Annotated in this window: 23 protein-coding genes; 14 read left to right on the top strand and 9 right to left on the bottom strand. The window is 61.7% G+C overall.

The features are described 5' to 3' along the window. Positions 1–63: 63 nt before the first annotated feature. The 3 genes from SR858_RS18635 to SR858_RS18625 are packed head-to-tail and all read left to right on the top strand — an operon-like array spanning position 64 to position 3,181. Positions 64–1,557, top strand: a complete 1,494-nt coding sequence (locus SR858_RS18635) for an acetyl-CoA hydrolase/transferase family protein (RefSeq protein WP_019920503.1) — start codon at positions 64–66, stop codon at positions 1,555–1,557. A 29-nt stretch (positions 1,558–1,586) separates the two neighbouring features. Then, the gene (locus tag SR858_RS18630; RefSeq protein ID WP_019920502.1) at positions 1,587–2,714 is read left to right on the top strand and encodes a M14 family metallopeptidase; all 1,128 of its coding nucleotides are present in this window, start codon (positions 1,587–1,589) and stop codon (positions 2,712–2,714) included. Between the two features lie 2 nt (positions 2,715–2,716). Beyond that, the gene (locus SR858_RS18625; protein ID WP_019920501.1) at positions 2,717–3,181 is read left to right on the top strand and encodes a CYTH domain-containing protein; all 465 of its coding nucleotides are present in this window, start codon (positions 2,717–2,719) and stop codon (positions 3,179–3,181) included. Between the two features lie 181 nt (positions 3,182–3,362). Here SR858_RS18625 and SR858_RS18620 read toward each other — a convergent pair whose 3' ends face one another. From SR858_RS18620 to SR858_RS18600, 5 genes are all read right to left on the bottom strand, one after another. Further along, positions 3,363–4,628 (bottom strand): DUF2863 family protein, encoded by a 1,266-nt coding sequence (locus SR858_RS18620; protein ID WP_026637041.1) that lies wholly within the window; start codon positions 4,626–4,628, stop codon positions 3,363–3,365. A 263-nt stretch (positions 4,629–4,891) separates the two neighbouring features. Further along, complete coding sequence (gene acnA, locus SR858_RS18615) at positions 4,892–7,600, bottom strand: aconitate hydratase AcnA (protein WP_026637040.1); 2,709 nt, start codon at positions 7,598–7,600, stop codon at positions 4,892–4,894. An 84-nt stretch (positions 7,601–7,684) separates the two neighbouring features. After that, positions 7,685–8,206 carry a hypothetical protein gene (locus tag SR858_RS18610; protein WP_019920498.1) on the bottom strand — a complete coding sequence of 174 codons (522 nt, stop codon included), beginning with the start codon at positions 8,204–8,206 and terminating at the stop codon, positions 7,685–7,687. After that, positions 8,206–9,213, bottom strand: coding sequence for an HpcH/HpaI aldolase/citrate lyase family protein (locus SR858_RS18605; protein ID WP_026637039.1), 1,008 nt, complete (start codon positions 9,211–9,213; stop codon positions 8,206–8,208). The genes SR858_RS18610 and SR858_RS18605 overlap by 1 nt, the downstream gene beginning before the upstream one ends. Before the next feature lie 137 nt (positions 9,214–9,350). Continuing rightward, complete coding sequence (locus SR858_RS18600) at positions 9,351–10,340, bottom strand: malate dehydrogenase (protein WP_026637038.1); 990 nt, start codon at positions 10,338–10,340, stop codon at positions 9,351–9,353. 207 nt (positions 10,341–10,547) lie between these two features. On the opposite strand from SR858_RS18600, the gene SR858_RS18595 reads away from it, so the two are divergent. The 8 genes from SR858_RS18595 to SR858_RS18560 all read left to right on the top strand — a co-directional run bounded on the left by SR858_RS18595 (position 10,548) and on the right by SR858_RS18560 (position 17,114). Continuing rightward, positions 10,548–11,375 (top strand): GntR family transcriptional regulator, encoded by an 828-nt coding sequence (locus SR858_RS18595; RefSeq protein WP_026637037.1) that lies wholly within the window; start codon positions 10,548–10,550, stop codon positions 11,373–11,375. Between the two features lie 311 nt (positions 11,376–11,686). Then, positions 11,687–12,109 carry a succinate dehydrogenase, cytochrome b556 subunit gene (gene sdhC, locus SR858_RS18590; protein WP_019920494.1) on the top strand — a complete coding sequence of 141 codons (423 nt, stop codon included), beginning with the start codon at positions 11,687–11,689 and terminating at the stop codon, positions 12,107–12,109. A 1-nt stretch (position 12,110) separates the two neighbouring features. Continuing rightward, complete coding sequence (gene sdhD / locus SR858_RS18585) at positions 12,111–12,485, top strand: succinate dehydrogenase, hydrophobic membrane anchor protein (RefSeq protein ID WP_019920493.1); 375 nt, start codon at positions 12,111–12,113, stop codon at positions 12,483–12,485. A 2-nt stretch (positions 12,486–12,487) separates the two neighbouring features. Continuing rightward, positions 12,488–14,266, top strand: a complete 1,779-nt coding sequence (sdhA, locus tag SR858_RS18580; protein ID WP_026637036.1) for a succinate dehydrogenase flavoprotein subunit — start codon at positions 12,488–12,490, stop codon at positions 14,264–14,266. Positions 14,267–14,275: 9 nt separating this feature from the next. Further along, entirely contained in the window at positions 14,276–14,986 is a 711-nt protein-coding gene (locus tag SR858_RS18575; RefSeq protein ID WP_019920491.1) for a succinate dehydrogenase iron-sulfur subunit, read from the top strand. Positions 14,987–15,077: 91 nt separating this feature from the next. Then, positions 15,078–15,359: an FAD assembly factor SdhE gene (locus SR858_RS18570; RefSeq protein ID WP_019920490.1), complete on the top strand. Its 282-nt coding sequence runs from the start codon at positions 15,078–15,080 to the stop codon at positions 15,357–15,359. 70 nt (positions 15,360–15,429) lie between these two features. Continuing rightward, positions 15,430–16,731, top strand: a complete 1,302-nt coding sequence (gltA, locus tag SR858_RS18565; RefSeq protein ID WP_019920489.1) for a citrate synthase — start codon at positions 15,430–15,432, stop codon at positions 16,729–16,731. A 179-nt stretch (positions 16,732–16,910) separates the two neighbouring features. Continuing rightward, complete coding sequence (locus SR858_RS18560; protein ID WP_154819734.1) at positions 16,911–17,114, top strand: hypothetical protein; 204 nt, start codon at positions 16,911–16,913, stop codon at positions 17,112–17,114. A gap of 15 nt (positions 17,115–17,129) precedes the next feature. Here the strand turns inward: SR858_RS18560 and SR858_RS18555 are convergent, their stop codons facing one another. The 4 genes from SR858_RS18555 to SR858_RS18540 all read right to left on the bottom strand — a co-directional run bounded on the left by SR858_RS18555 (position 17,130) and on the right by SR858_RS18540 (position 20,367). After that, positions 17,130–17,582, bottom strand: a complete 453-nt coding sequence (locus SR858_RS18555) for a hypothetical protein (RefSeq protein ID WP_019920487.1) — start codon at positions 17,580–17,582, stop codon at positions 17,130–17,132. A gap of 121 nt (positions 17,583–17,703) precedes the next feature. Next, complete coding sequence (locus tag SR858_RS18550; RefSeq protein WP_026637035.1) at positions 17,704–18,081, bottom strand: BlaI/MecI/CopY family transcriptional regulator; 378 nt, start codon at positions 18,079–18,081, stop codon at positions 17,704–17,706. A 32-nt stretch (positions 18,082–18,113) separates the two neighbouring features. Further along, positions 18,114–19,427 carry a leucine-rich repeat-containing protein kinase family protein gene (locus SR858_RS18545; RefSeq protein WP_026637034.1) on the bottom strand — a complete coding sequence of 438 codons (1,314 nt, stop codon included), beginning with the start codon at positions 19,425–19,427 and terminating at the stop codon, positions 18,114–18,116. A 70-nt stretch (positions 19,428–19,497) separates the two neighbouring features. Further along, complete coding sequence (locus SR858_RS18540) at positions 19,498–20,367, bottom strand: MBL fold metallo-hydrolase (RefSeq protein WP_019920484.1); 870 nt, start codon at positions 20,365–20,367, stop codon at positions 19,498–19,500. Positions 20,368–20,468: 101 nt separating this feature from the next. Here SR858_RS18540 and SR858_RS18535 point away from each other — a divergent pair, with 101 nt between their 5' ends. From SR858_RS18535 to odhB, 3 genes are all read left to right on the top strand, one after another. Beyond that, positions 20,469–21,389, top strand: coding sequence for a LysR family transcriptional regulator (locus SR858_RS18535; RefSeq protein ID WP_019920483.1), 921 nt, complete (start codon positions 20,469–20,471; stop codon positions 21,387–21,389). A 311-nt stretch (positions 21,390–21,700) separates the two neighbouring features. Beyond that, positions 21,701–24,553, top strand: a complete 2,853-nt coding sequence (locus tag SR858_RS18530) for a 2-oxoglutarate dehydrogenase E1 component (protein WP_019920482.1) — start codon at positions 21,701–21,703, stop codon at positions 24,551–24,553. Positions 24,554–24,671: 118 nt separating this feature from the next. Beyond that, complete coding sequence (gene odhB, locus SR858_RS18525) at positions 24,672–25,922, top strand: 2-oxoglutarate dehydrogenase complex dihydrolipoyllysine-residue succinyltransferase (protein ID WP_019920481.1); 1,251 nt, start codon at positions 24,672–24,674, stop codon at positions 25,920–25,922. Positions 25,923–25,929 lie beyond the last annotated feature (7 nt).

The following is a 25,929-nucleotide window of genomic DNA, read 5'->3' as shown; positions in this document are numbered from 1 at the left end:
TCATAAAGCGACTGACTCGGCAATTCTATACTGAAACTCTATAAGAAGATCGAGGAGCACACCATGTATGAAGACCGCATTCGCCTTGCAACGCTGATGGACAAGGTAATGACCGCCGACCGCGCCGCCGCGCTGTTCAGCGACGGCATGACCGTCGGCATGAGCGGTTTTACCCGCGCCGGCGACGCCAAAGCGCTGCCGCTGGCGCTGGTGGAACGCGCGCGCCAGGCGCCCTTGCACCTGACCCTGCTCACCGGCGCCTCGCTGGGCAACGACAGCGACGGCCTGATGGCCAATGCCGGCGTGGTCGCACGGCGCATGCCGTTCCAGGCCGACGCCGCGCTGCGGCGCAAGATCAACACGGGCGAGGTGATGTTCATCGACCAGCACCTGTCCGAGACCGCCGAGCAGCTGCGTTCGGGCGACCTGAAAGCCGTCGATATCGCGGTGATCGAAGCGGTGGCCATCACCGAAGACGGCAGCATCATCCCCACCATGTCGGTCGGGAATACGGCCAGCTTCGCCCAGCAGGCGGCGCAGGTGATCATCGAGATCAACCTGGCCGCGCCGCTGGCGCTGGAAGGCTTTCATGACATCTACGTGCCGCACGCGCGGCCCGAACGCGAACCGATTCCGTTGACGTCGCCGCTGCAGCGCATCGGCGCCACCGCGATCGCCATCGACCCGGCGCGCATCGCCGCCATCGTCATCACCGACAGCGCCGACAGCCCGTCCAACGCGCTGCCGCCCGATACCGAGACCGACGCCATCGCGCGCCACGTGGTGGCGTTCCTGGAAGGCGAGGTGGCGGCCGGGCGCATGGGGCCGCAGCTGCTGCCGCTGCAGGCCGGTATCGGCACCATTGCCAACGCCGTGCTGCATGGTTTATCTGCATCGTCGTTCCGCGACATGACCATGTACTCGGAGGTGCTGCAGGACAGCGCCATCGCGCTGCTCGACTCGGGCCACCTGGCCGTGGCGTCGGCGTCCTCGATTACCTTGAGTGCCGCCACCCACGAGCGCTTCATCGCCAATCTCGAGCAGTACCGCGACCGCATCGTGCTGCGCCCGCAGGAGATCAGCAATCACCCGGAAATCGTGCGCCGGCTTGGCATCATCGCGCTCAACACGGCGCTGGAATTCGACATCTACGGCAATGTCAACTCCACCCACGTGGGCGGCACGCACATGATGAACGGGATCGGCGGCTCGGGCGACTTCGCCCGCAATGGCCAGCTGTCGATTTTCGTCAGCAAGTCGGTGGCCAAGGACGGCGCCATTTCGAGCGTGGTGCCGTTTGCCGCGCACGTGGACCACACCGAGCACGATGTCGACGTGCTGGTGACCGAATGGGGCCTGGCCGACCTGCGTGGCCTGGCCCCGCGCGAGCGCGCGCCGCTGATCATCGAGCAGTGCGCCCACCCCGACTATCGCCCGCAATTGCGCGCGTATGTTGAGCAGGCGCTGGCCGGCGGCGGCCAGACGCCGCACGTGCTGGAACAGGCGCTGGCATGGCATGCCCGCTATAAACGCGAAGGGACCATGCTGGTAAAATAGCGCGATCGATAATCATCTATTGGATCGACATGACCATCAAAATCAGCCAGAATTTCGACTCCGGCGCCATTGACGTCGTGCGCGCGGAAGCCGCCGACGCCATCGACCTCAAGCTGCGCAAGGACTCGCACGCGGACATCCATCAATGGTTCCACTTCCGCCTGCAAGGCGCGGCGGGGCAGGCGGTGCGCATGCGCTTCCTGAATGCCGGCGAAGCCACCTATGCCAAGGGCTACGAGAACTACAACGCCGTGGCCAGTTACGATGGCGAAACCTGGTTCCGCGTGCCCACCACGTTCGACGGCGCTGTCATGACCATCAAGCACACGCCCGATACCGACAGCATCTACTACGCCTACTTCGAGCCATACTCGTTCGAGCGCCACCTGCGCCTGCTGGGCGAAGTGGGCGAGCACCCGCTGGCCAGGGTACAAGACCTGGGCAGCACGGTCGATGGCCGCGACATGAACCTGGTGGTGATCGGCCAGCCCGATGCGCCGAAAAAAATCTGGTTCATCGCGCGCCAGCACCCGGGCGAATCGATGGCCGAATGGTTTGTCGAAGGCCTGATCGATTCGCTGCTCGACGACGCCAACCCGATCGCGCGCAAGCTGCTGCAAAGCTGCGTGTTCTATATCGTGCCGAACATGAATCCGGACGGCTCGGTGCGCGGCAACCTGCGTACCAATGCGGCCGGCGCCAACCTCAACCGCGAGTGGATGACGCCAACCTTGGAGCGCAGTCCGGAAGTGCTGTGCGTAAAGCAGAAGATGCACGAGACGGGCATCGACATGTTTTTCGACATCCACGGCGACGAGGCGCTGCCGTACAACTTCGTGGCCGGTAACGAGATGCTGGAAAACTTCAGCGACGAACGCCGCGCCAAGCAGCAAGCGTTTATCGACCGTTATAAAAACGCCAGCCCGGACTTCCAGGACAAGGTCGGCTACGCGGCCAGCAAGTACAAGGAAGACATGCTCACGCTGGCCTCCAAGTACGTGGGCCACCACTTCGGCTGCCTGGCATTGACGCTCGAGATGCCGTTCAAGGACAACGCCGATCTGCCCGACGTGCGCGTGGGCTGGAATGGCGCCCGCTCCGCTGCGCTGGGCGCGGCCATCCTGCAACCGATCCTGCTGTCGCTGGACGACTACTGATCATGGGCGTCGAAATCGAGCGCAAGTTCCTGGTGCAGGGCGACGCCTGGAAGACGCTGGGCGAACCGGTGTTCTTCCGCCAGGGTTACCTGTCGTCGCAGAAGGAGCGCACGGTGCGCGTGCGCATCGAAGGCGACCGCGCGGTGATCACCATCAAGGGCAAGAGCGTGGGTGCCACGCGCGGCGAGTGGGAGTATCCGATACCCATGCAGGACGCGGCAGAGCTGCTCGACGGCTTGTGCGAGCAGCCGCTGATCGAAAAGTACCGGCGCAAGATCACCAATGGCGCCCACGTGTGGGAGGTCGATGAATTTCTCGGTGCGAATGCGGGGCTGGTGGTGGCCGAGATCGAGCTCGGTGCCGAGGATGAGGCGTTCGACCAACCCGAGTGGGTTGCGGACGAGGTGACCGACGATGCGCGGTACTACAACTCGAATTTGATCAAGCAGCCGTTTTCAGGCTGGTAAGTCAAAGCCGCTGGATATTTGCTGCCAGCGCTAGCTCCGTCATTCGCGCGGACGCGGGAATCCATGCGTCAGGTGAGTCGTCCGGCTCTGCGTTAAGCTGGCGCGGCGCAACCGGTCTATGGATTCCCGCTTGCGCGGGAATGACGGATCGAAGTATAACGGCCAGATTCCAGGCTGGACTTTAATGGAAGTGCTCGGTGCCGGCCGGTGTATCTTCCGGCATTTCCGCATGCGCCAGCTCGCCGACCGGATCGGCAAACAGCGGCGCGCCGCAGTCGTCGCAGAACTCCACCACGTAACGCTCGGCATGGCGCTTGATCTGCGTGATGCCCGCTTCGTTCAGGTGGTTGACGATGTCGTCCATCGGCGTGACCGGCTTTTGCGTGGCCGGCAACATCGCGGCCGGGCCTTCCGGTGGCGTGCCTTCTTCGTCTTCCTGGCCATACAGCGGCCACACCACGCCGTAAATCACGTCGGGCGACGAACGGCGCGTGAACGCCACGCGGTATTCGTCGATCTGGCCTTCGCCATTTTCCTCGCCAAAACCGGCGATCACGGCGCGCAGTTCCGATGGTTCGATCGACAGCGTGTGCGTCAGATAGTGCACCGCAGCGCGGATCGAGACCGGGCGGATTTGCTTGTCCGCTTCGCGGCAGGCCATGTAATACGCTTCGGGCAGCAGCAGTTCCACGCCGCAGCCGGGCAGCAGGCGGTTCACCGTTGGTGTAGCCTGGGCGCGCCATTGTTCCAGCACGTTGGCGCGCTCGTTGGCGAAGTTGGCCTGGTGCGCCGGCATCTGCCAGCGGAACAGCGGGGCGCCGGCCGGCGCCACCACGGCCACCATCAGGTAGCGGGTGTCGGCCAGGAATGGCGCGGTTTCCGGCACCTTGGTGTCGGCCTTGAGCACGGTGCCCTTGAGGGCCGCCTGCGCCAGCTTGTGTACCTTGCCCCAGGTTTCCACGTGGCTGCGCGGCAGCTGGTCGATCGAGAACAGCGTGGGCGACATGGCCATCTGCGTGCCATCGGCCAGCAGGTGGGCCGAGAAATGGGCCGACAGCGTATTCAAAATATCGGCCGGAATTGGGCCCGAGGCGATGGCGAAGCGGGTCCAGGCCAGGATCGGCGCGGCGACCAGCAGCACGTCGTAGGGCTTGGACACGCCGTCGGCGGTTTCCAGAACGATGGAGCTCGATTCGCTGGCCGCTTCCACGCCGTCCATCAGGACGTCGTAGGCGTTGAGGTCTTCGCGGAACAGGGCGTTGAGGGTGGCGTCGATGGTGTCCTGGTGGCCGGTCTTGAGCAGCTTTTGCAGCTGCGCATCGAGGCTGCGCTCCCAGGCCCGCTCTTCGAGGCGGCTGGCAGCTTGCCCGACTGCCTGCGCATGGCTGACCAGGCGCTGGCTCTCGGCGGACAATTTTTGGGATGAATCTTTAGATGGACGACGCATGGCGCTATAAAGGTCTCAGGTAAGGGAAAGCAAACAAAAAAACGGATCGGTCATGCAGATCATAACCCTTATGCACCATATTGTAGATGAAACCCGCAAAACAAGGTCACCGATGGTGCAGGCATAAAAAAAGCGCCGGACGAGTCCGGCGCTTTTTCGATCACGAGGTTGTTTAAAAATGATCGCAGCGAGGCGCAGCGCCGCAGACAGTGCGCCTGCACGGCAAGGCGCTGCAACGACGCTGCGATCTTTTTAAACGACCGTTACGCGGCCAGCAACTGGCGCAGCACGAACGGCAGGATGCCGCCATGCTTGTAGTAATCGACTTCGATCGGGGTATCGATACGCAGCAGCACTTTCACTTCGGTGCTCGAGCCGTCCGCGCGGTGGATCACCAGGGTGGCGGTTTGCTGTGGTTTGATTTCGCCTTCGAGGCCTTTCAGGTCGTAGGTTTCCTTGCCGGTGATGCCCAGGGTTTCGACGCTGTCGTTGCCGAGGAATTGCAGCGGCAGCACGCCCATGCCCACCAGGTTCGAGCGGTGGATACGTTCGAACGAGCGCACGATCACGGCCTTCACGCCCAGCAGCTGGGTGCCCTTGGCGGCCCAGTCGCGCGACGAGCCGGTGCCGTATTCTTCGCCGCCGAAGATCATCGTTGGCGTGCCTTCGGCCACGTACTTCATGGCCGCGTCGTAGATCGACAGCTGTTCGCCCGATGGCTGGTGGATCGTGATGCCGCCCTCGACTGCCGAGCCGTCCGGCTTGGCCGGGATCATGCGGTTCTTGATACGCACATTGGCGAACGTACCGCGCATCATGATCTCGTGGTTGCCGCGGCGCGAGCCGTACGAGTTGAAGTCGGCTTTCAGTACGCCGTTGGCCAGCAGCCATTTACCGGCAGGACCGTCTTCCTTGATCGAACCGGCCGGCGAAATGTGGTCGGTGGTGATCGAGTCGCCGAACACGCCCAGCGCGCGCGCGTTGGTGATGCCCGCTTCGGTGACCACCGGCTCCATCGTGAAGCCGTCGAAGAACGGCGGCTCGGCGATGTAGGTCGATTCCGGCCAGTTGTACACCTGACCTTCGGTGGAGGACACGTGTTCCCACAGCTTGCCCGGGTTGCCCTTGACGTCGGCGTAGTTGGTTTTGAACACTTTCGAGTTCATCGCAAACTTCATCAGCTTGGCGATCTCTTGCGAGGTCGGCCAGATGTCGCCCAGGTACACGTCGCGGCCGTCCTTGCCCTTGCCAACCGGCTGGGTCATCAGGTCCACGGTCATGTTGCCGGCGATGGCGTAAGCGACCACCAGCGGTGGCGAGGCCAGGAAGTTCGAACGGATGTTCGGGTGGATCCGCGCTTCGAAGTTACGGTTACCGGACAGCACGGCCGAGGCGACGATGTCGTTCTGGGTGATGGCGGCATTCAGTTCGGCGGTCAGGTCGCCGGCGTTACCGATACAGGTGGTGCAGCCGTAGGCCGTGACGCCAAAGCCTAGCTGCTCCAGGTACGGCAGCAGGCCGGCAGCGGTCAGGTACTCGGTGACCACGCGCGAGCCGGGGGCCAGCGACGACTTGATGTGTGGCGCCACGGTCAAACCGGCTTCCACCGCTTTTTTCGCCAAGAGGCCGGCGGCCAGCAGCACGCTCGGGTTCGAGGTGTTGGTGCACGAGGTGATTGCCGCGATCAGCACGTCGCCGTTTTTCACGTGCACGCCGTCGGTCGTGGTGTAGGTCTTTTGCAGGTCGTCCGGGTTCTTGTTGAAGCCGTTTTCGGTGGTCGGTTTCGAGAACAGCTCGGTGAAGTTGGCCTTGACGTTGCCGATTTCGATACGGTCCTGTGGACGCTTCGGACCGGCCAGGGAAGGCGTGACGGTGGTCAGATTCAGCTCGACCACGCGGGTGTAGTCGATGTCGCCGGCTTTCGAGACGCCGTACATGCCCTGCGCCTTGAAGTAGGCGGCAAACGCGTCGATCTCGGCCTTGGTGCGGCCCGTGCCTTCGAAGTATTCGATGGTGGCGTCGTCAACCGGGAAGAAGCCCATGGTGGCGCCGTATTCCGGGGCCATGTTGGCGATGGTGGCGCGGTCGGTGACCGACAGCGTCTCGGTGCCTTCGCCGAAGAACTCGACGAACTTGCCGACGACTTTCTCTTTGCGCAGCAGTTCGGTGATGGTCAGCACCAGGTCGGTTGCCGTGCAGCCTTCGCGCAGCACGCCGGTCAGGTTGACGCCGATGACGTCCGGGGTCAGGAAATACACGGGCTGGCCCAGCATGCCGGCTTCGGCCTCGATGCCGCCCACGCCCCAGCCGACCACGCCGATACCGTTGATCATGGTGGTGTGCGAGTCGGTGCCGACCAGCGAATCAGGGTAGTACACGCCTTCGTTGTCCTTGTGGACGCCGCGCGCCAGGTATTCGAGGTTGACCTGGTGGACGATGCCGAAGCCAGGTGGCACCACGCCGAAGGTGTCGAACGCCTGCATGCCCCATTTCATGAACTGGTAGCGCTCGTTGTTGCGCGAGAATTCCAGCTTCATGTTCAGGTCCAGCGCGCCCGGCTCGCGGAAGTGGTCGATGGTGACCGAGTGATCGACCACCAGGTCCACCGGCACCAGCGGCTCGATTTTCTTGGCGTTGATGCCCATCTTGTAGGCGACGTTACGCATCGCGGCCAGGTCGGCCAGCAGCGGCACGCCGGTAAAGTCCTGTAGCACCACGCGGGCCACGACGAATGGAATTTCGTCGGTGCGCTCGGCAGTGGCGCCCCAGTTGGCCAGTTGCTTGACGTGTTCTTCGGTGACTTTTTTACCGTCGCAGTTGCGCAGCACGGACTCCAGTACCACGCGGATCGATACCGGCAGGCGGGAGATTTTGGTGCCCAGGCTCTTCTCCAGTGCGGGCAGCGAGTAGAACTTCGCCTTCTTGCCCGAAATGTTGAATTCCTTGAGCGTGTTCAAAGTGTTACGGGACATGACATCTCCTTCAGTGGGTATCGTCAAATGATGAACTAAATCGGTGCCGACCGTGCGCAAGCGTGCGCGGCCGGCCAAAACGCGTTACTGGACTGCAGTTGCTGGTGCTTCCGGCGCCTTTTCCGTGATGGCGACCGGCTGCAATTGTTCGGGGTTGCGGCACTCGTTGGCCAGCTGGCGATTGAGTTTCGAATCGAGCAGCATGCTTTTGGCCGGAATGCCGATCCAGATCAGGCCATACAGCTTGTTCTCGAAGCGCTGGGCGCCGGTGGTGGTGCCCACGCGCGTCAGGCGGTGCAGGCGCTTCTTCCAGCGCAGCGCGATGTGTTCGTCGTCGCCCACGTTCTGGTAGATCGCGACCTTGTTGCCCAGTTCGCAGTCGAATTCGGTCACGCTCGAATCGGTGATGACCGGCTCGTCTTCTTCCGGATTCGGCTCTTTCGGCACGACCGGCTTTTCCACGGCCTTCTTGGCTTTGGTGGTGGCTTTCTTGACGGGTTTCTTGGCGGCCGACTTGGTTTCGACAGCAGCAGCTGCCGGCGCGGTCGCCAGGCTCAGCGAGCCGATGGCGAGTCCGCAGGCCAGCAGGATTTTGGAGATGGACATCAGTTTGGTTCCAGAGGGTGAACGGGAGTAGGCAGCATCAATGCGGCAGCCGACTCGGGCAGGGTAAGCCCCGCGAGTCTGGCGCGCTGCAAGATGGTCCAATAATATCGGTAGCTGGCGCGGTCGTGCAAGCGCCCATTTTGGGAGATGGGGCCCCATTGGACGTTGGCTGCTTCGTGCAGGATGGCAGCGGCCTCGTTCACCTCGGACAGACGCGGCGTAAAGGTCTTGACGATGGGCTTGATCTGGCCAGGGTGGATGCTCCACATGCGCGTGTAGCCGAATTCGGCGGCGGCGCGCTGGGCGTCGTTGGCAGCCACGGCCGGGTCCTTGATCTCGGTGGTGACGTTATGCGACGGCACCTTGCCGTGGGCGTGGCAGGCCGCAGCGATTTCGAGCTTGGCGCGCACCACCAGCGGATGCGTGAACTGGCCCGGCGTGCGCATGGCGGCGCCGGGAATCGCGCCATAGTGGCTCGAGACAAAATCCATGATGCCGAACGACAGGCACTGGACCTGGGGCAGGGCGGCGATGTCGTAGGCGTCGCGCAGGGCGCCGTGGGTTTCGATCAGCACGTGCACCGGCAGGTCGCTGCGGCCGGCGTTGCCGGCATGGCCGTTGATGAAGGCGATCGCTTCAATCACTTCGGCCACGCTGTTGACCTTGGGCAGGACGATGTAGGCCAGCGCCTGGGCAGCGCTGCCGCCGGCGATGATCTCCACGTCGCGGGCGAAGTGCGGGCTGTGCACATCGTGGATGCGGGCGCCGATGCGGTGGTGGCGGTTGTCGCCGGACGCCAGCAGTTCGGCGACCAGGTGGGCGTGCGCCTCCTCGTTGCCGGCGCTGGCGCCGTCTTCGCAGTCGAGCGTGATGTCGAAGACGGGACCAAGTTCTTGTTGCAGGACGATCGATTTGCGCATCAGCTTTTCGGAGCCGGCGTAGTGGTCGCAAGCTGGCAGCAAGAGCGGCTGGCGATTACCCTGGAATAAAACCTCGGATGGATGCATGCAGGAAATGGGTGTAGTGGTGGGAGGGGAGAGAGTACCAGGAGCGGAAACGCAAACCGCGCTGCTCCTGGCAGCGCGGTGCTTGCTGCGGATCGGTAAATTAACCGGTTCCACGAGCATTCATGAAGAGGTGACGGTTATGGCAGCAGGTGCTTGACGCCTTCGCGCTCTTCGGTCAGTTCTTTCAGGGTCAGGTTGATGCGCTCTTGCGAGAATTCATCGATTTCCAGGCCTTGAACGATGGTGTACTCGCCGTTTTCGGTCGTTACAGGGAAGCCGAACACGGTGCCTTCAGGGATGCCGTACGAACCGTCCGATGGCACGCCCATGGTGGTCCACTTGCCGTTGGTGCCCAGCATCCAGTCGTGGATGTGGTCGATGGCGGCGTTGGCTGCCGACGCTGCCGACGACAGGCCGCGTGCTTCGATGATGGCCGCGCCGCGCTTGCCGACGGTCGGCAGGAAGGTGTTGGCGTTCCATTCCTGGTCGTTGATCAGGTCCTTGACTGCCTTGCCGCCGGTGGTGGCGAAGCGGTAGTCGGCATACATGGTTGGCGAGTGGTTGCCCCACACGGTCAGCTTCTCGATGTCCTTGACGGCAGTGCCGGTCTTGGCAGCAACTTGCGACAGCGCGCGGTTGTGGTCCAGGCGCAGCATGGCGGTGAAGTTTTTCGCTGGCAGCGATGGCGCCGATTTCATGGCGATGTAAGCGTTGGTGTTGGCTGGGTTGCCTACGACCAGTACCTTGACGTTGCGCGAAGCGACGGCGTCGAGCGCCTTGCCTTGCACGGTGAAGATCTGCGCATTGGCTTCGAGCAGGTCTTTACGCTCCATACCAGGACCGCGTGGACGGGCGCCAACCAGCACGGCGACGTCGACATCCTTGAAGGCGGTCAGTGGATCGGAGTGGGCGGTCATCTCGGTCAGCAGCGGGAACGCGCAGTCGTCGATTTCCATCATCACGCCCTTCAGCGCTTTCTGGGCTTTTTCGTCGGCGATTTCCAGCAGTTGCAGGATGACTGGCTGGTCTTTGCCCAGCATGTCGCCGTTAGCGATACGGAACAGCAGAGCGTAACCGATTTGACCGGCTGCACCGGTAACAGCAACACGCATTGGGGTTTTTGCCATGATGAATCTCCAAAGTAGGTATAGAACAGAGTCGAACACAGTCCAACATCATACTGCAATTTTGAGCACTCGCTACGCAGCGCATGGCCGGGGAGTGTAGGCCTGTGTCCGGCTTCTGTCAATTGTATCTTATGTCTTATATAAGACATAGAAGTTAGGGCGGTTTTTGCTGGACGCCAAAGGGTATTTGTGGTGAAATCTCGGTCTATGAATCCCGTCCCGCCCAATTCGAACAGCAACAGCCCAGCCTCAGGTGCCGGTGGCGCTGCCGGTTCGTCCACGGCAGCGACGGGGGTGCCAGCGAACGCGCCGACGACCTCGCCGACGTTCTCCCCACTGTATCAGCAAATCAAGGCGCTGATCACGCAAAGCCTGCAAAGCGGCGAGTGGAAACCGGGCGAACTGATACCGAGCGAGGTCGAACTGGCCAACCGCTTCAAGGTCAGCCAGGGCACGGTGCGCAAGGCCATCGACGAACTGGCCGCCGAGAACCTGGTGATGCGCAAGCAGGGCAAGGGCACGTTCGTGTCCACCCACCACGAAGCGCGCGCGCATTTCCGCTTTCTGCGATTGATGCCCGACGAGGGCGTTCCCCATTATCCCGAGAGTAAGTTCATCGAAGTCAAGCGCCTGCGCGCGCCCGCCGACGTGGCGCGCCTGCTCGACCTCAAATCCGGCGATGCCGTGGTGTTCATCAAGCGCGTGCAGTCGTTCGACGGCGTGCCCACCATCGTCGAGGAACTGTGGCTGCCCGGCGCCACCTTCAAGGGGCTCACCGCCGAGCGGCTGGTCGAATACAAGGGGCCGATGTACGGCCTGTTCGAGTCCGAATTCGGCACCCGCATGATCCGGGCAACCGAAAAAATCCGCGCCGTCTGTGCCGACGATGGCGCCGCCGCTCTGCTGCAGATCGCCGCGAATACGCCGCTGCTGGCGTCGGAGCGGGTGTCGTTCACCTACGGCGACAAGCCGGTGGAATTGCGCCGCGGCTTGTATCTGACCGAACAACATCATTATCACAACGAATTAAGTTAAGGGAGCCGGCTGCGGGAGCGCACCGGGACCCGGGCGGTGAACCGTCTTTGAACCGAACTCATGGAGTGGAGCAGGAGACTCTTGCAGTGCACAAAAGCTGCGGGAGGCGCACAATACGAGGCTGTCATACGCCAGTAGCATTGTTGCGCTGATAATACGTTGAGCTACGGAAAGTGGCCGTTGGGGTGTGTTGCAAAACACTATTTTGGTTATATGTAACAATAGATATTGGTTGTATGAGGGTAAATAGGCGAAAATCGATGTTTCATCCGATTTCACCCAATTTTTGTCAAAGTTTAGGAGGTCTTGTTATGTCAGAAGCCGTACGGGTCGCACCCAAAAAAGAACGGCCGGAGTTCCGTAATATCCACGTTACCGAACTGTCAAATTACCGCATGCCCTTGTCGGCAATCGTGTCGATTTTGCACCGCATCAGCGGCGTCATCATCTTCGTTCTGCTGCCATTCATCCTGTACCTGCTGCAGGAAAGTCTGCGCTCCGAGATCTCCTACGCGCACTACCAGGGTTTCGTCACCTACCCGCTGGTCAAACTGATCATCCTGGGCCTGGTCTGGGCCTTCCTGCACCACATGTTCGCTGGCGTACGCCACCTGGTGATGGACCTGCACATTGGTCTGGACAAGGATTCGGCGCGTAAATCGTCGGCGGCCGTGCTGGCGCTGAGCCTGACCCTGACCGTGCTGGTGGCACTGAAACTGTTTGGAGTGTTCTGAGATGGCAAATAACGTCAACAACAACGTCGGCCCGAAACGCCTGGTCGTCGGCGCCCATTACGGCATGCGCGACTGGCTGGCGCAACGCGTGACCGCCGTGGTCATGGTCGCATACACCGCGATCCTCTTGATCACCTTCCTGACCGGCCAGAATTTCAGCTATGAAGGGTGGGCAGGCCTGTTCGCCCAGCAGTGGTTCAAGCTGATCAGTGCTGTGACCCTGTTCGCACTGTTCTACCACGCCTGGGTTGGCGTGCGTGACGTCTGGATGGACTACGTTAAACCGGTCGGCCTTCGCCTGACCCTGCAAGCAGCCACCATCCTGTGGCTGATCGCATGTGCCGCCTGGTCGGTACAGATAATCTGGAGTGTGTAATCGTGGCAGCAATCAAATCTGCAATCCCTACCCGCCGCTTTGACGCGGTAATCGTTGGCGCCGGCGGTTCCGGCATGCGCGCATCCCTGCAGCTGGCTGAAGCCGGTCTGAACGTGGCGGTGCTGTCGAAAGTTTTCCCGACCCGTTCGCACACCGTTGCTGCCCAGGGCGGCATCGGCGCGTCGCTCGGCAACATGGCCGAAGACAGCTGGTTCTGGCACATGTTCGACACCGTCAAGGGTGGCGACTACCTGGGCGACCAGGATGCGATCGAGTTCATGTGCCGCGAAGCACCGAAGGTCGTGTACGAGCTGGAACACTTCGGCATGCCGTTCGACCGTAATCCGGATGGCACGATTTACCAGCGTCCGTTCGGCGGCCACACCGCCAACTTCGGCGAAAAAGCCGTGCAGCGCGCTTGCGCCGCGGCCGACCGTACCGGTCACGCCCTGCTGCACACGCTGTACCAGCGTAACGTCCGTGCCCGTACCCACTTCTTCGTCGAATGGATGGCGCTGGACCTGGTACGCGACGCCGACGGCGACGTGGTTGGCGTGGTTGCGCTGGAAATGGAAACCGGCGACGTCATGATCCTGGAAGCGAAGACCACGATGTTCGCCACCGGTGGCGCCGGCCGTATCTTCGCAGCCTCGACCAACGCGTTCATCAACACCGGCGACGGCATGGGCATGGCGGCACGCGCCGGCCTGCCGCTGCAGGACATGGAATTCTGGCAGTTCCACCCGACCGGCGTGGCCGGCGCGGGCGTGCTGATCACCGAAGGTGTGCGCGGTGAGGGCGGTATCCTGATCAACTCCGAAGGCGAACGTTTCATGGAGCGCTATGCGCCAACGCTGAAGGATCTGGCGCCACGCGACTTCGTCTCGCGTTCGATGGACCAGGAAATCAAGGAAGGCCGCGGCTGCGGTCCGAACAAGGACCACGTGATGCTGGACCTGCGCCACATCGGCAAGGACACCATCGAGAAGCGCCTGCCATCGATCCTGGAAATCGGCCACAAGTTCGCCAACGTCGATGCGACCAAGGAACCGATCCCGGTCGTGCCTACCATTCACTACCAGATGGGCGGTATTCCGACCAACATCCACGGTCAAGTGGTGGTGCCTGGCGCCGACGGCAGCCAGAAGATCGTCAACGGCCTGTACGCGATCGGCGAATGCGCCTGCGTCTCGGTGCACGGCGCCAACCGCCTGGGCACCAACTCGCTGCTCGACCTCGTGGTGTTCGGCCGCGCGGCCGGCAACCACGTGGTGGCCTCGAACCTCAAGCAAAAAGAGAACAAGCCGCTGCCGAAAGACGCGTCGGACTTCGCCATGGACCGCCTGAACAAGCTGGAAACGTCCACCGGTACCGAAAAAGTGCAGGGCGTCGCCAACGACATCCGCGCCACGATGCAGAAGTACTGCGGCGTGTTCCGTACCGACGAGATGCTGAACCAGGGCGTCAAGGAAATCATGGTACTGGACGAGCGTCGCAAGCATGTTTCGTTCAAGGACAAGTCGAAAGTGTTCAACACCGCGCGCGTTGAAGCGCTGGAGCTGGACAACCTGATCGAAACTGCGAAAGCGACCATCGTCTCGGCAGCAGCGCGCAAGGAATCGCGCGGCGCCCACGCCCAGGACGACTACCCGCACCGCGACGACGACAACTGGATGAAGCACACCCTCTGGTTCTCGGAAGGCAACCGCCTGGACTACAAGGCAGTCGTGACCAAGCCACTGACGGTCGACACCTTCAAACCGAAACCACGTACTTTCTAAGGCTAGAACATGGCACGCACTATCAAACTGAAAATTTACCGCTACGATCCGGACCAGGATGCGAAGCCGTACATGCAGGACATCACCGTCGAGTTGAAAGACACCGACAAGATGCTGCTCGACGCCCTGCAACGCATCAAGTCCGACGTGGACGATTCGCTGGCCCTGCGCCGCTCGTGCCGCGAAGGCGTGTGCGGTTCGGACGCGATGAACATCAACGGCAAGAATGGCCTGGCCTGCACCACCAACCTGAACGAGCTGACCGAGCCTATCGTGCTGCGTCCGCTGCCAGGCCTGCCGGTGATCCGCGACCTGATCGTCGACATGACCCAGTTCTTCAAGCAGTACGATTCGGTCAAGCCGTACCTGATCAACGACTCGATCCGTCCTGAAAAAGAACGCCTGCAAACGCCGACCGAACGCGAAGAACTCGATGGCCTGTACGAGTGCATCCTGTGCGCGTGCTGCTCGACGTCGTGCCCGTCGTTCTGGTGGAACCCGGACAAGTTCGTCGGTCCGGCCGGCCTGCTGCAAGCGTACCGCTTCATCGCCGACTCGCGCGACGAAGCCACCGGCGCGCGCCTGGACAACCTGGAAGATCCGTACCGCCTGTTCCGCTGCCACTCGATCATGAACTGCGTGGACGTGTGCCCGAAAGGCCTGAACCCGAACAAGGCGATCGGCAAAATCAAGGAATTGATGGTACGCCGCGCAATCTAACGGCGCAGTGGCGGGCGGCGGCAACGTCGCCCGTTTCGTTTAGAAGTAGCGCTCCAGCATGAACGGCGCGCGCAGTGTAAAGTAGTGACCCATGACTGAACCGAACCAATCTGCACATCAGTCGGACCCAGCCAACAGAGCGCGCCTGCGTTGGCGCTCGCGCCGGGGTCTCCTGGAAAACGACATCATCCTCACCCGTTTTCTCGATGCGCATGAAACCGAATTGACCGACGACGAAGTGGACGCGTTCACGCGGCTCCTCGACTTGTCGGACAATGACCTGATGGATCTGGTACTGGCCCGCAAGGAGCCGGACGGCGAAATCGATCTGCCGCACGTGCACGCACTGCTGCAGCGGTTGCGCCAGGCCTGACGCCACAAGCGGCAGGCCGCCAGGCACCAGAACTTTTTTCGCACCATCTCCCTAAAAGAAGGAAGAGTCCATGAACACCTCTGATAACAAAGCTACCCTGTCGTTCTCCGATGGCAGCCAGTCCGTCGAATTCCCGATCTACAAGGGCACCATCGGTCCCGACGTCATCGACATTCGCAAGCTGTACGCCGGCACCGGCAAGTTCACCTACGATCCGGGCTTCATGTCCACCGCGTCGTGCAATTCGTCGATCACGTACATCGACGGCGACAAGGGCGAACTGCTGTACCGCGGCTATCCGATCGAACAACTGGCCGTCAACGCCGACTTCATGGAATCGTGCTACCTGCTGCTGAACGGCGAACTGCCTAACAACGTTCAGAAGCAGGAATTCGTTGACACCGTCACCAAGCACACGATGGTGCACGAGCAAATGCAATTCTTCTTCCGCGGCTTCCGCCGCGATGCGCACCCGATGTCGGTTCTGGTTGGCACCGTCGGCGCGCTGGCCTCGTTCTACCACGACTCGCTCGACATCAACGACGCCAAGCAGCGCGAAATCTCGGCCATCCGCCTGATCGCCAAGATGCCGACCTTAGTCGCCATGGCATACAAGTACTCGATGGGCCAGCCGTTCATGTACCCGCGCAACGACCTGTCGTACAGCGCCAACTTCATGCGCATGATGTTCGGTAACCCATGCGAAGAGTACAAGGTCAACGACGTGCTGGTGCGCGCCCTCGACCGCATCCTGATCCTGCACGCGGACCACGAGCAAAACGCTTCGACCTCCACCGTCCGCCTGGCCGGTTCGTCGGGCGCCAACCCGTTCGCCTGTATCGCTGCCGGTATCGCCTGCCTGTGGGGCCCTGCCCACGGCGGCGCCAACGAAGCGGCGCTGACCATGCTGAAGGAAATCGGCTCGGTCGAGAACATCCCTGCCTTCATCGCGCAAGTGAAAGACAAGAACTCGGGCGTCAAGCTGATGGGCTTTGGTCACCGCGTGTACAAGAACTTCGACCCGCGCGCCAAGCTGATGCGCGAAACCTGCTACGAAGTGCTGGAAGAGCTGGGCCTGCAAGACGACCCGCTGTTCAAGCTGGCGATGGAACTGGAAAAGATTGCACTGAACGACGAATACTTCGTCTCGCGCAAACTGTACCCGAACGTCGACTTCTACTCAGGCATCGTGCAATCGGCACTGGGTATCCCGGTATCGCTGTTCACCGGTATCTTCGCCATGGCCCGCACCATCGGCTGGATCGCCCAGTGGAACGAAATGATCGCCGACCCGGAACAGAAAATCGGCCGTCCACGCCAGTTGTTCGTCGGCTCGACCGTCCGCGACGTCAAGCCGCTGGATCAGCGTTAATCGACGCACAAGCAATGTGAGCATGGGCTGCGGCCCATGCCAAAGAAGCCGCCCGGTGCAAGCTAGGCGGCTTTTTTCATTTTGAGCGTCGCTGCGCGTACGGAAAACGCAACGCTCATCAGTAATGAACTCTGCTAAATTGTATGTGGATGGTGCCGCTTATAGTAAGGGAGGTAGTCATGAAGCTATTCAAGGGAACTGCTGTCGCAAAGCTGATCGCCGTGAAACGAGAGATTCTGTCTCCCACGCAATTTATCGAGCTCAGCCGTAGCCGGCCAGCCGATATCAAGCGCGCCACCTACGTTATCCCCACCATCGGCAAGCCTGGCTTCGGTGCCTTCGAAGTTGAATACCATACAGCCAGGCTGGTGCATGAAAAATGACGGAGCCAGATGATGTTACTGCTTGTCTTCCGGTTCCAGCAATTCATCGTCTTCCTCGCGCACGACCGGTGCGCGGCGGTCGGGGCGGATGACCAGTATCCACCAGCCCAACACACCTAAGGTTACCTGCGGCAGGTTGAACAGGAACTTGGCGAGGGTCGCGTCGCGTCGCTGCGGCCACAAGGCGTTTGCGGTCTCCGCCATGATGTTGGTGTGGTAGAAGCACGCGGCCAGCATCAATAGCGAAGCCACCGCCCACAACAGCACGACATTGGTGATCCGGTGGCGCAGCAGCGCCGCGAACGGGTACGCCAGCACGCACGCGAAGCAGTAGGAAAACAGGTTGGCGGCCAGGTTGGCGAGGTCGAAGTGCGGCAGGATCACCGGCACCGCGCAGATGGCGACGCCAAGCATGACGGCAATGACGGGATGGGGCAGGGCGGGCCAGGAGTCGAAACGGTGGTTCATCGGTGCGGCGCAAAGTCGGTGGGACACCATTGTAGTGGCATTTGGTGATGCCCACCGGGCTGCCTGGCGACATTTCCGGGACAGTGCCCGGGCACTGGCGTGCTTGAGTTGCCGGTGACGCTTACGGCTTTTCCTGGTCCAGCAGCGCCTGGATCTCGGCGCGCTCTTTCCTGCTCACGTGTCCGCCGCGCAGCGCGGCCAGGACCAGCGCCTTGCCGGAGCCGGAAAAAGCTTTCTGGATCAGCTCTTTGAGTAAATTGGTCTGGATCGCATCCTGCTCCTGCCGCGGCGCATAGACATGGGCGCGCTGGCTTTCGTCGCGCTTGAGCAGGCCCTTGGTGTGCATGACCTGCAGCAGGCGCAGCACGGTGGCGTAGTTCATATCCGGCCGGGTGTCGAGCGCGGCGGCGTGCACCTGCTTGGCCGTGGCCGGGCCCAGCGCGAACAGCAGGCGCAGCATCTCGAGCTCGGCAGCAGTGGGTTTAGGTAACGTCGTCATCGATCTAGAATAAAATATCTAGATCGATTTGTCTAGTCCTGTTTCAGCGCATGCAGCTGCGCGGCGACGTGGTTGAACAGCGGGCGTGCCACTACCTCGGGCTGGGTGCACGCTGCATGCAGTGCCGCCAGCTGCGCGCGCAACGCCGGTGTCGCGTCGCTACGGTCCAGCAGCTCTTCCAGCAGCAAGCCGAAAGCGCGTATCTCGAGCTGTTGCAACCGTGCGGCAATTGGCGCGGCCGGATCGTAGAACGCCGCCGCACCGAAGTCGCTCAGCACGCAGCGGCCAAGATCGTCGTGCAGGATGTTGTGTGCGTACAGGTCGCCGTGCAGGATGCCGCGTTCATGCAGCTGGGCCGCCGCTGCCGCCGCGCCGTGGGCGATCGCCAGCATGGCCGGCCAGCTCAAACGCTTGTCGTCGTCGTAGACATCGCGCGTGCAGCTGGCAAAGCTCGGTGGTCCGGCCAGGTTGACGAAGGCGGGATCGAGCAACGCCATCACCAGCCCCTGCGCCTGGTCCGGGTGACTGGCGATGCGGCCCAGCACCGGGATCAGGTGCGGATGCAGGCCGGCCGCCACGCAGGCCGCCATTTCGTTGAGCGGCGAACCGTCGCTGGTCATCTCGCCCTTGTAGAGCTTGACCGCCACCGGCGTGCTGGCGCCGTCATGCTGCCAGTCGGCGCGGTGGATCACGCCCGAGGCGCCTTCGCCCAGCTGCTGTTGCAGCGCCAATTGCTGCCATGCGATGAGCGGGGCGGGCGCCGCACTCATTGCCTGCGCGCGGTCAAAGCCCCACGGATTGCCGGCGCACGCCAGCCAGGCCAGGCGCGGCAGCCTGGTCAGCCAGGCGGGCAGCGCCTCGAACGCGTTGGCGGCCAGGCGCAGCAATTCCAGCTGGTGCAGGTTGGCCATGGTGTCCGGCAGCGTTTTTAAGCGATTGCCCGACAACATCAGCTTTTGCAAGGCCGGGCGGCGGCCCAGCTCGTCGGGCAGGTCCTCGATGCGGTTGTCGGTCAACACCAGCCAGCGCAGCGCCGGTGGCAGCGCCGAGGCCGGCACCGAGGCGATCTGGTTGGCCTTGAAGCCGACCATGGTCAGCGCCGGCATGCTCCCCAGCATGGCGGGCAGTTCCGTAAAACGGTTGTTGGAGCAGAACAGGATGCGCAGCTTGTGCAGGCGCGGCAGGTCGTCGGGCAGGGCGGCGAGGGCGTTGCCGGTCAGGTCGAGGATTTCCAGCGTGTCGGCCAGGTCGAAGATTTCGCGCGGGAATTCGGTGAGGCCGGCGCGCAATTGCAGGCGCGTGATGCCCTGCAATGCGCCGGCGCGCAACTGCTCAAGTGTGTGCATGGGAAGTGAAGGATATGCTAAAGCCGGCAGTCTAGCATTCGCCACTCCCCATCACCTGCTTATCACCTGCTTACCACTTCATTTCGCCCTTGGTGACCTTGGCGCTGGTCTCGAGCGCGGCAGGCAGGCCAGCGGTCGGGTACAGCTGCTTCATGCGGGCGATCAGGGCGGCGCTGTCGGCTGCCTTGGCAGTCTCGGCTTCAAAGTGCACCAGGTAGTCGCGGGTAAAACCGACGGCGGCTGGCGTCAGCGGCGTACCGGGTTTGAAGTGGCCCGGCACCACGGTAACCGGTTTCAGCGCGTCGATGCCGGCCAGCGTGGTCAGCCAGTTTTTGCGCGATTCGGCGGTTTGCGTGTCGGCCACCCAGACGTGCAGGTCGTTGAATACCACCACGCCACCGACGACTGCCTTGATCGATGGAATCCATACGTAGCTGCGGTCCGGCGTCGGGCCTTTCAAACCTTCGATTTTCAGGCTCTGGCCTTCCAAGGTGATGGTGTCACCCTTCAACACCTGCGGCACGATCACGGATTTTGGCGCGTTGTCTTTCAGGATAGGACCCCAGTAGGCGACCTTGGCATCTTTTTTCTTTTCGATGCCGGCCACGGTTGGCGCGGTGGCGACAATTTTGGCATCGGGGAAGGCGGCGTGGATTACGTCGAGGCCAAAATAGAAATCGGGGTCGCTGTGGCTGATGTACACGGTGGTCAGCTTTTTGCCGCTGGCGCGGATTTTCTCGGCCAGCTTGACGGCTTCGCCGCGCGAGAACTGCGCATCGACCAACACGGCATCGCTGTCGCCAGTGACCAGCACGGAAGCGACCGGGAAAATCGCCGCTTCGCCCGGGTTGAAGACTTCAAGTTTTAACGGCCCACCAAAGGCAGGGGCGGTAACGACAGCGGCAGCAAGGGTGGCGGACAGGATGGTGTGCTTGATCATGATGGTCTCGGTGTTGGTGAAAGGTGCCCCATCTTAAATTGCTTGATACGGTAGAAAAATCGGGTAATCTGCGCATCTCAATTGCATAATCCGGACGAATCATGGATCGCATCACCGCCGCACAAGTGTTTGTCAGCATCGCCGAGCGCGGCAGCATGATCGCGGCGGCCGAGGCGCAGGGCATGTCGCGCGCCATGGTCACGCGCTACCTGGCTGAAATGGAAGAGTGGGCTGGCGCGCGCCTGCTGCACCGGAGCACCCGGCGCCTGAGCCTGACCGACGCCGGTGACGTCACCCTGGCGCGCTGCCGCGCCATGCTCGAGCTGGCCGGCGCCATGCCGGTGGCAGCCGACGATGTCGCCTCGCCGCAAGGCCTGCTGCGCATCGCCTGCTCGCAGTCGCTGGCCCAGACCACGCTGGCGCCCGCCATCACGGCGTTCCTGCGCCAGTACCCGCGCGTGACCGTCGATGTGCAGGTGGACAGCCGCGCGGTCAACCTGGTCGAGCAGCGCATCGACCTGGCGCTGCGCATCACCAATGCGCTCGAGCCGAACCTGATCGCGCGCAGCCTGGCCGTGTGCGAGTCGGTCGCTTGCGCGGCGCCGGCCTACCTGGCCGCGTACGGCACGCCGGCGCACCCGCACGAACTGGCCGGCCATAACTGCCTGACCTACACGTATTTCGGCAAGAGCCTGTGGCAGTTTACCGATGCCGATGGCGAGGCGGTCTCGGTGCCGGTGGGCGGCAACCTGTCTGCCAACGAAGATACGGTGTTATTGCGGGCGGCAGTGGCGGGTGCCGGCGTGGTGATGCAGCCAGTTTACAGCGTGGCCAGGCTGATCGCCGACGGCGACTTGGTGCCTTTGTTGCCGACATACGTTCCGCAGAGCATGGGCATTCACGGAATTTATACCTCCAGACAACACATGGCGCCGGCGTTGCGCGCCATGCTCGATTTTTTGCTGGACTGGTTCGCGACCGACCCCACATGGTTAAGTGTGAGCAACGTTCGGCCTAAATAATCCAAAATGCCGTTAAAAATGAGAAAACATTGCCCGCCGAGGTAGGTAGTATGCGGCTTAAGTGAAAATTAACCTTGAAAGATTTAGTCGAAAATAAATCACAAACGCGAGCACAGGCGGTTGTTACGCTACAATACCGGTGCTATGCTAAGTGGCTGTTTTTTGATGCAGACGTTTTTTTGAGAACTACCCTGAATTTTTAGCCCTTCCCCACAACTTGATGTGCAATCCGCTAACCGGTCAGGCCGTGTCGCGGAAGGTTAGACTAACCCGCTAATTCCTCGCGAAACGCGAAGAAAGGTGAGCAACAAATGCAACAATCCTCGTCCAATTCCTACCTGTTTGGTGGGAACGCACCGTACGTTGAAGAACTGTACGAAGCGTATCTCAACAATCCAGGCTCCGTACCAGACAACTGGCGCGCCTACTTCGACGCCATGCAGCACGTACCGGCCGTCGATGGCACCAACAAGCCCGACGTCGCCCATGCTTCCGTCATCGCCTCGTTTGCCGAGCGCGCAAAATCGGGTCCGATCCGCACCGTGGTTGCTTCCGCCGACGCCGAAATGGGCCGCAAGCGTGTTGCTGCAACCCAACTGATCGCTGCCTACCGCTACCTCGGTTCGCGCTGGGCCAACCTGGACCCGCTGCAGCGCCAGGAGCGTCCATCGATCAATGAACTGGAGCCAAGCTTCTACGGCTTCACCGATGCTGACATGGATACCGTGTTCAACATCAGCAACACCTATTTTGGCCCCGAAACCGCGACCCTGCGCGACCTGCTGAACTACCTGCGCGACACCTACACCCGTTCGATCGGCGCAGAGTATATGTACATCTCCGATCCAGCCGAAAAGCGCTGGTTGCAGGAGCGCCTGGAATCGATCCGTTCCACCCCGAATTTCACCGCAGAAAAGAAAAAGCACATCCTCGAGCGCCTGACCGCTGCCGAAGGCCTGGAGCGCTATCTGCACACCAAGTACGTCGGCCAGAAGCGTTTCTCGCTCGAAGGCGGCGAAACCTTCATCGCGTCGATCGATGAAATCATCCAGCGCGCCGGCGAAAAAGGCGTGCAGGAAATCGTCATCGGCATGGCCCACCGTGGCCGCCTGAACGTCCTGGTCAACACCCTGGGCAAGGCGCCGAAAGACCTGTTCGAAGAATTCGAAGGCAAGCACGGCGACGACCTGCCAGCCGGCGACGTCAAGTACCACCAGGGTTTCTCGTCGGACATCTCCACCGCAGGCGGCCCGGTCCACCTGTCGCTGGCGTTCAACCCGTCGCACCTGGAAATCGTCAACCCGGTGGTTGAAGGTTCCGTGAAAGCCCGTATGGATCGCCGTGGGGACCACCTGGGCAAGCAAGTGCTGCCGATCCTGGTGCACGGCGATGCAGCATTCGCCGGCCAGGGCGTGGTCATGGAAACGCTGAATCTGGCGCAAACCCGTGGCTACGGTACCGGCGGTACCGTGCACATTGTCATCAACAACCAGATCGGTTTCACTACCTCCGATCCGCGCGACGCCCGTTCGACCATCTACTGCTCGGACGTGGTCAAGATGATCGAAGCGCCGGTGCTGCACGTGAATGCCGACGATCCTGAAGCCGTGGTGCTGGCCTCGCAAATCGCGATGGACTACCGCCTGCAGTTCCAGAAAGACATCGTTGTCGACATCATCTGCTACCGCAAACTCGGTCACAACGAACAAGATACGCCAGCGCTGACCCAGCCGCTGATGTACAAGAAAATCGGCCAGCACCCAGGCACCCGCAAGCTGTACGCGGACAAACTGGTCGCGCAAACCGTGATCGCAGCCGATGGCGGCGAACAAATGCAAGCTGCGTTCCGCGATGCGATGGACGCCGGCAAGCACACTGTCGATCCAGTGATTTCCAACTTCAAGAACAAGTTCGCGGTCGACTGGCTGCCGTTCCTGAACAAGAAATGGACCGACTCGGCCGACACCGCCGTGCCGATGACTGAACTGAAACGCCTGGCCACCCGCATCACCACCGTGCCGGAAGACTTCAAGGTCCACTCGCTGGTTGAAAAAGTACTGGGCGACCGTGGCACCATGGGCCGTGGCGAAATGAACCTGGACTGGGGCATGGGCGAACACCTGGCCTACGCGTCGCTGGTTGCGTCCGGCTACGCCGTGCGCCTGACCGGCCAGGATGCCGGTCGCGGTACCTTCGTGCACCGTCACGCTGTACTGCACGATCAAAAACGCGAGCGTTGGGATTCGGGCACCTACGTGCCACTGCAAAACATCGCCGAAGGCCAGGCGCCGTTCACCGTGATCGACTCCGTGCTGTCCGAAGAAGCGGTACTGGGCTTCGAATACGGCTACTCGACCGCAGAACCGAACACCCTGACGATCTGGGAAGCCCAGTTCGGCGACTTCGTCAACGGCGCGCAAGTCGTGATCGACCAGTTCATCAGCTCCGGCGAAGTGAAATGGGGCCGCGCTTCGGGCCTGGTAATGATGCTGCCACACGGTTACGAAGGCCAGGGTCCGGAGCACTCGTCCGCACGTCCTGAGCGTTTCCTGCAACTGTGCGCCGACAACAACATGCAAGTTGTGCAGCCGACCACGGCATCGCAGATCTTCCACGTGCTGCGTCGCCAGATGGTGCGCCAGTTCCGCAAGCCGCTGGTCATCCTCACGCCGAAATCGCTGCTGCGTAACAAGGATGCCGGCTCGCCGCTGACCGACCTGGCCAAGGGCGCCTTCCAGACCGTGATCGGCGAAGTCGATCAGGCCATCGAAGCGGACAAAGTCAAACGCGTGATCGCTTGCTCGGGCAAGGTTTACTACGACCTGATCAACGCACGCAAGACGCGCGGCCAGCTTGATACCGCCATCATCCGTGTCGAACAGCTGTATCCGTTCCCGCACAAGGCTTTCGCTGCCGAACTGAAGAAGTTCCCGAAACTGGCCGAAGTGGTATGGGCGCAGGACGAGCCGCAGAATCAGGGCCCATGGTTCCAGATTCAGCACAACATCTTCGAGAGCATGGACGCCGGCCAGCGCCTGGCCTACGCCGGTCGTCCGGCATCGGCTTCGCCGGCTGTCGGTTACTACGACAAGCACTACGCCCAGCAAAAAGACCTGCTGGAAACGGCGTTCTCGAAGCTCAAGGGCTTCATCCTGACGAAATAAGTTTTCGGCGCCGCGCGGCTCGTTCGCCGGCGCCGTACCCGGTTCATCACACTTTTTGACGGAGCGCCGCCTTGCTACGCGGGGTGGCGCCGCAATAACAAAATATACGGAGTTTTTCATGGCACAAATCGAAGTTAAAGTACCCCAATTGTCGGAATCGGTTGCAGAAGCCACCATGCTGACCTGGCATAAAAAAGTCGGCGACGCTGTGGCGCGCGACGAAAACCTGATCGACATCGAGACCGACAAGGTCGTACTGGAACTGCCAGCACCAGCGGCCGGCGTACTGGTCAAAATCATCAAGGGCGACGGCACCACCGTGGTTGCTGACGAAGTCATCGCCGTGATCGACACCGATGGCGTCGCTGCTGCCGCCGCTCCTGCCGCTGAAGCTGCTCCTGCTCCTGCCGCCGCTCCAGCACCTGTTGCTGCCGCTGCAACCGGTGGCAGCAAGGGCGATGTCGCCATGCCTGCCGCTGCAAAAATCCTGTCGGAAAAAGGTCTGAACGCTGGCGACGTCGCCGGTTCGGGCAAAGACGGCCGCGTGACCAAGGGCGACGCCCTGGCAGCATCGGCTCCAAGCGCCACCCCAGCGATCGCGCCACTGGCTGCTCCTGCTGCCAAGGCTTCGCTGCCACAAGTGTCGTCGTCGCCAGCGAGCCTGGGTGACCGTCCTGAAGAGCGCGTGCCGATGAGCCGCCTGCGCGCCCGTATCGCCGAGCGTCTGCTGCAATCGCAATCGACCAACGCCATCCTGACCACGTTCAACGAAGTGAACATGGCCCCAGTCATGGAACTGCGCAACAAGTACAAGGACAAGTTCGAGAAAGAGCACGGCGTCAAGCTGGGCTTCATGTCGTTCTTCGTCAAGGCTGCTGTTGCTGCTCTGAAAAAATACCCGATCATCAACGCTTCGGTGGACGGCAACGACATCGTGTACCACGGCTACTTCGACATCGGTATCGCTGTCGGTTCGCCACGCGGCCTGGTGGTGCCGATCCTGCGCAATGCCGACCAGATGTCGATCGCTGAAATCGAAAAGAAAATCGGTGAATTCGGCGCCAAGGCCAAGGAAGGCAAGCTGACCCTGGACGACCTGACCGGCGGTACCTTCTCGATCTCGAACGGCGGTACCTTCGGCTCCATGCTGTCCACCCCGATCATCAACCCGCCACAATCGGCCATCCTGGGCGTACACGCCACCAAGGAACGCGCCGTGGTTGAAAACGGCCAGATCGTGATCCGACCAATGAACTACCTGGCAATGTCCTACGACCACCGCATCATCGACGGCCGCGAAGCCGTGCTGGGCCTGGTCGCCATGAAAGACGCGCTGGAAGATCCAGCCCGCCTGCTGCTGGACCTGTAAGGTATCG

This window comes from Duganella zoogloeoides, assembly GCF_034479515.1.
GTDB classification, from domain to species: domain Bacteria; phylum Pseudomonadota; class Gammaproteobacteria; order Burkholderiales; family Burkholderiaceae_D; genus Rugamonas; species Rugamonas zoogloeoides.
Note: the sequence above shows the minus strand (reverse complement) of the source record. Positions and strands in the feature narration are given on the sequence as shown.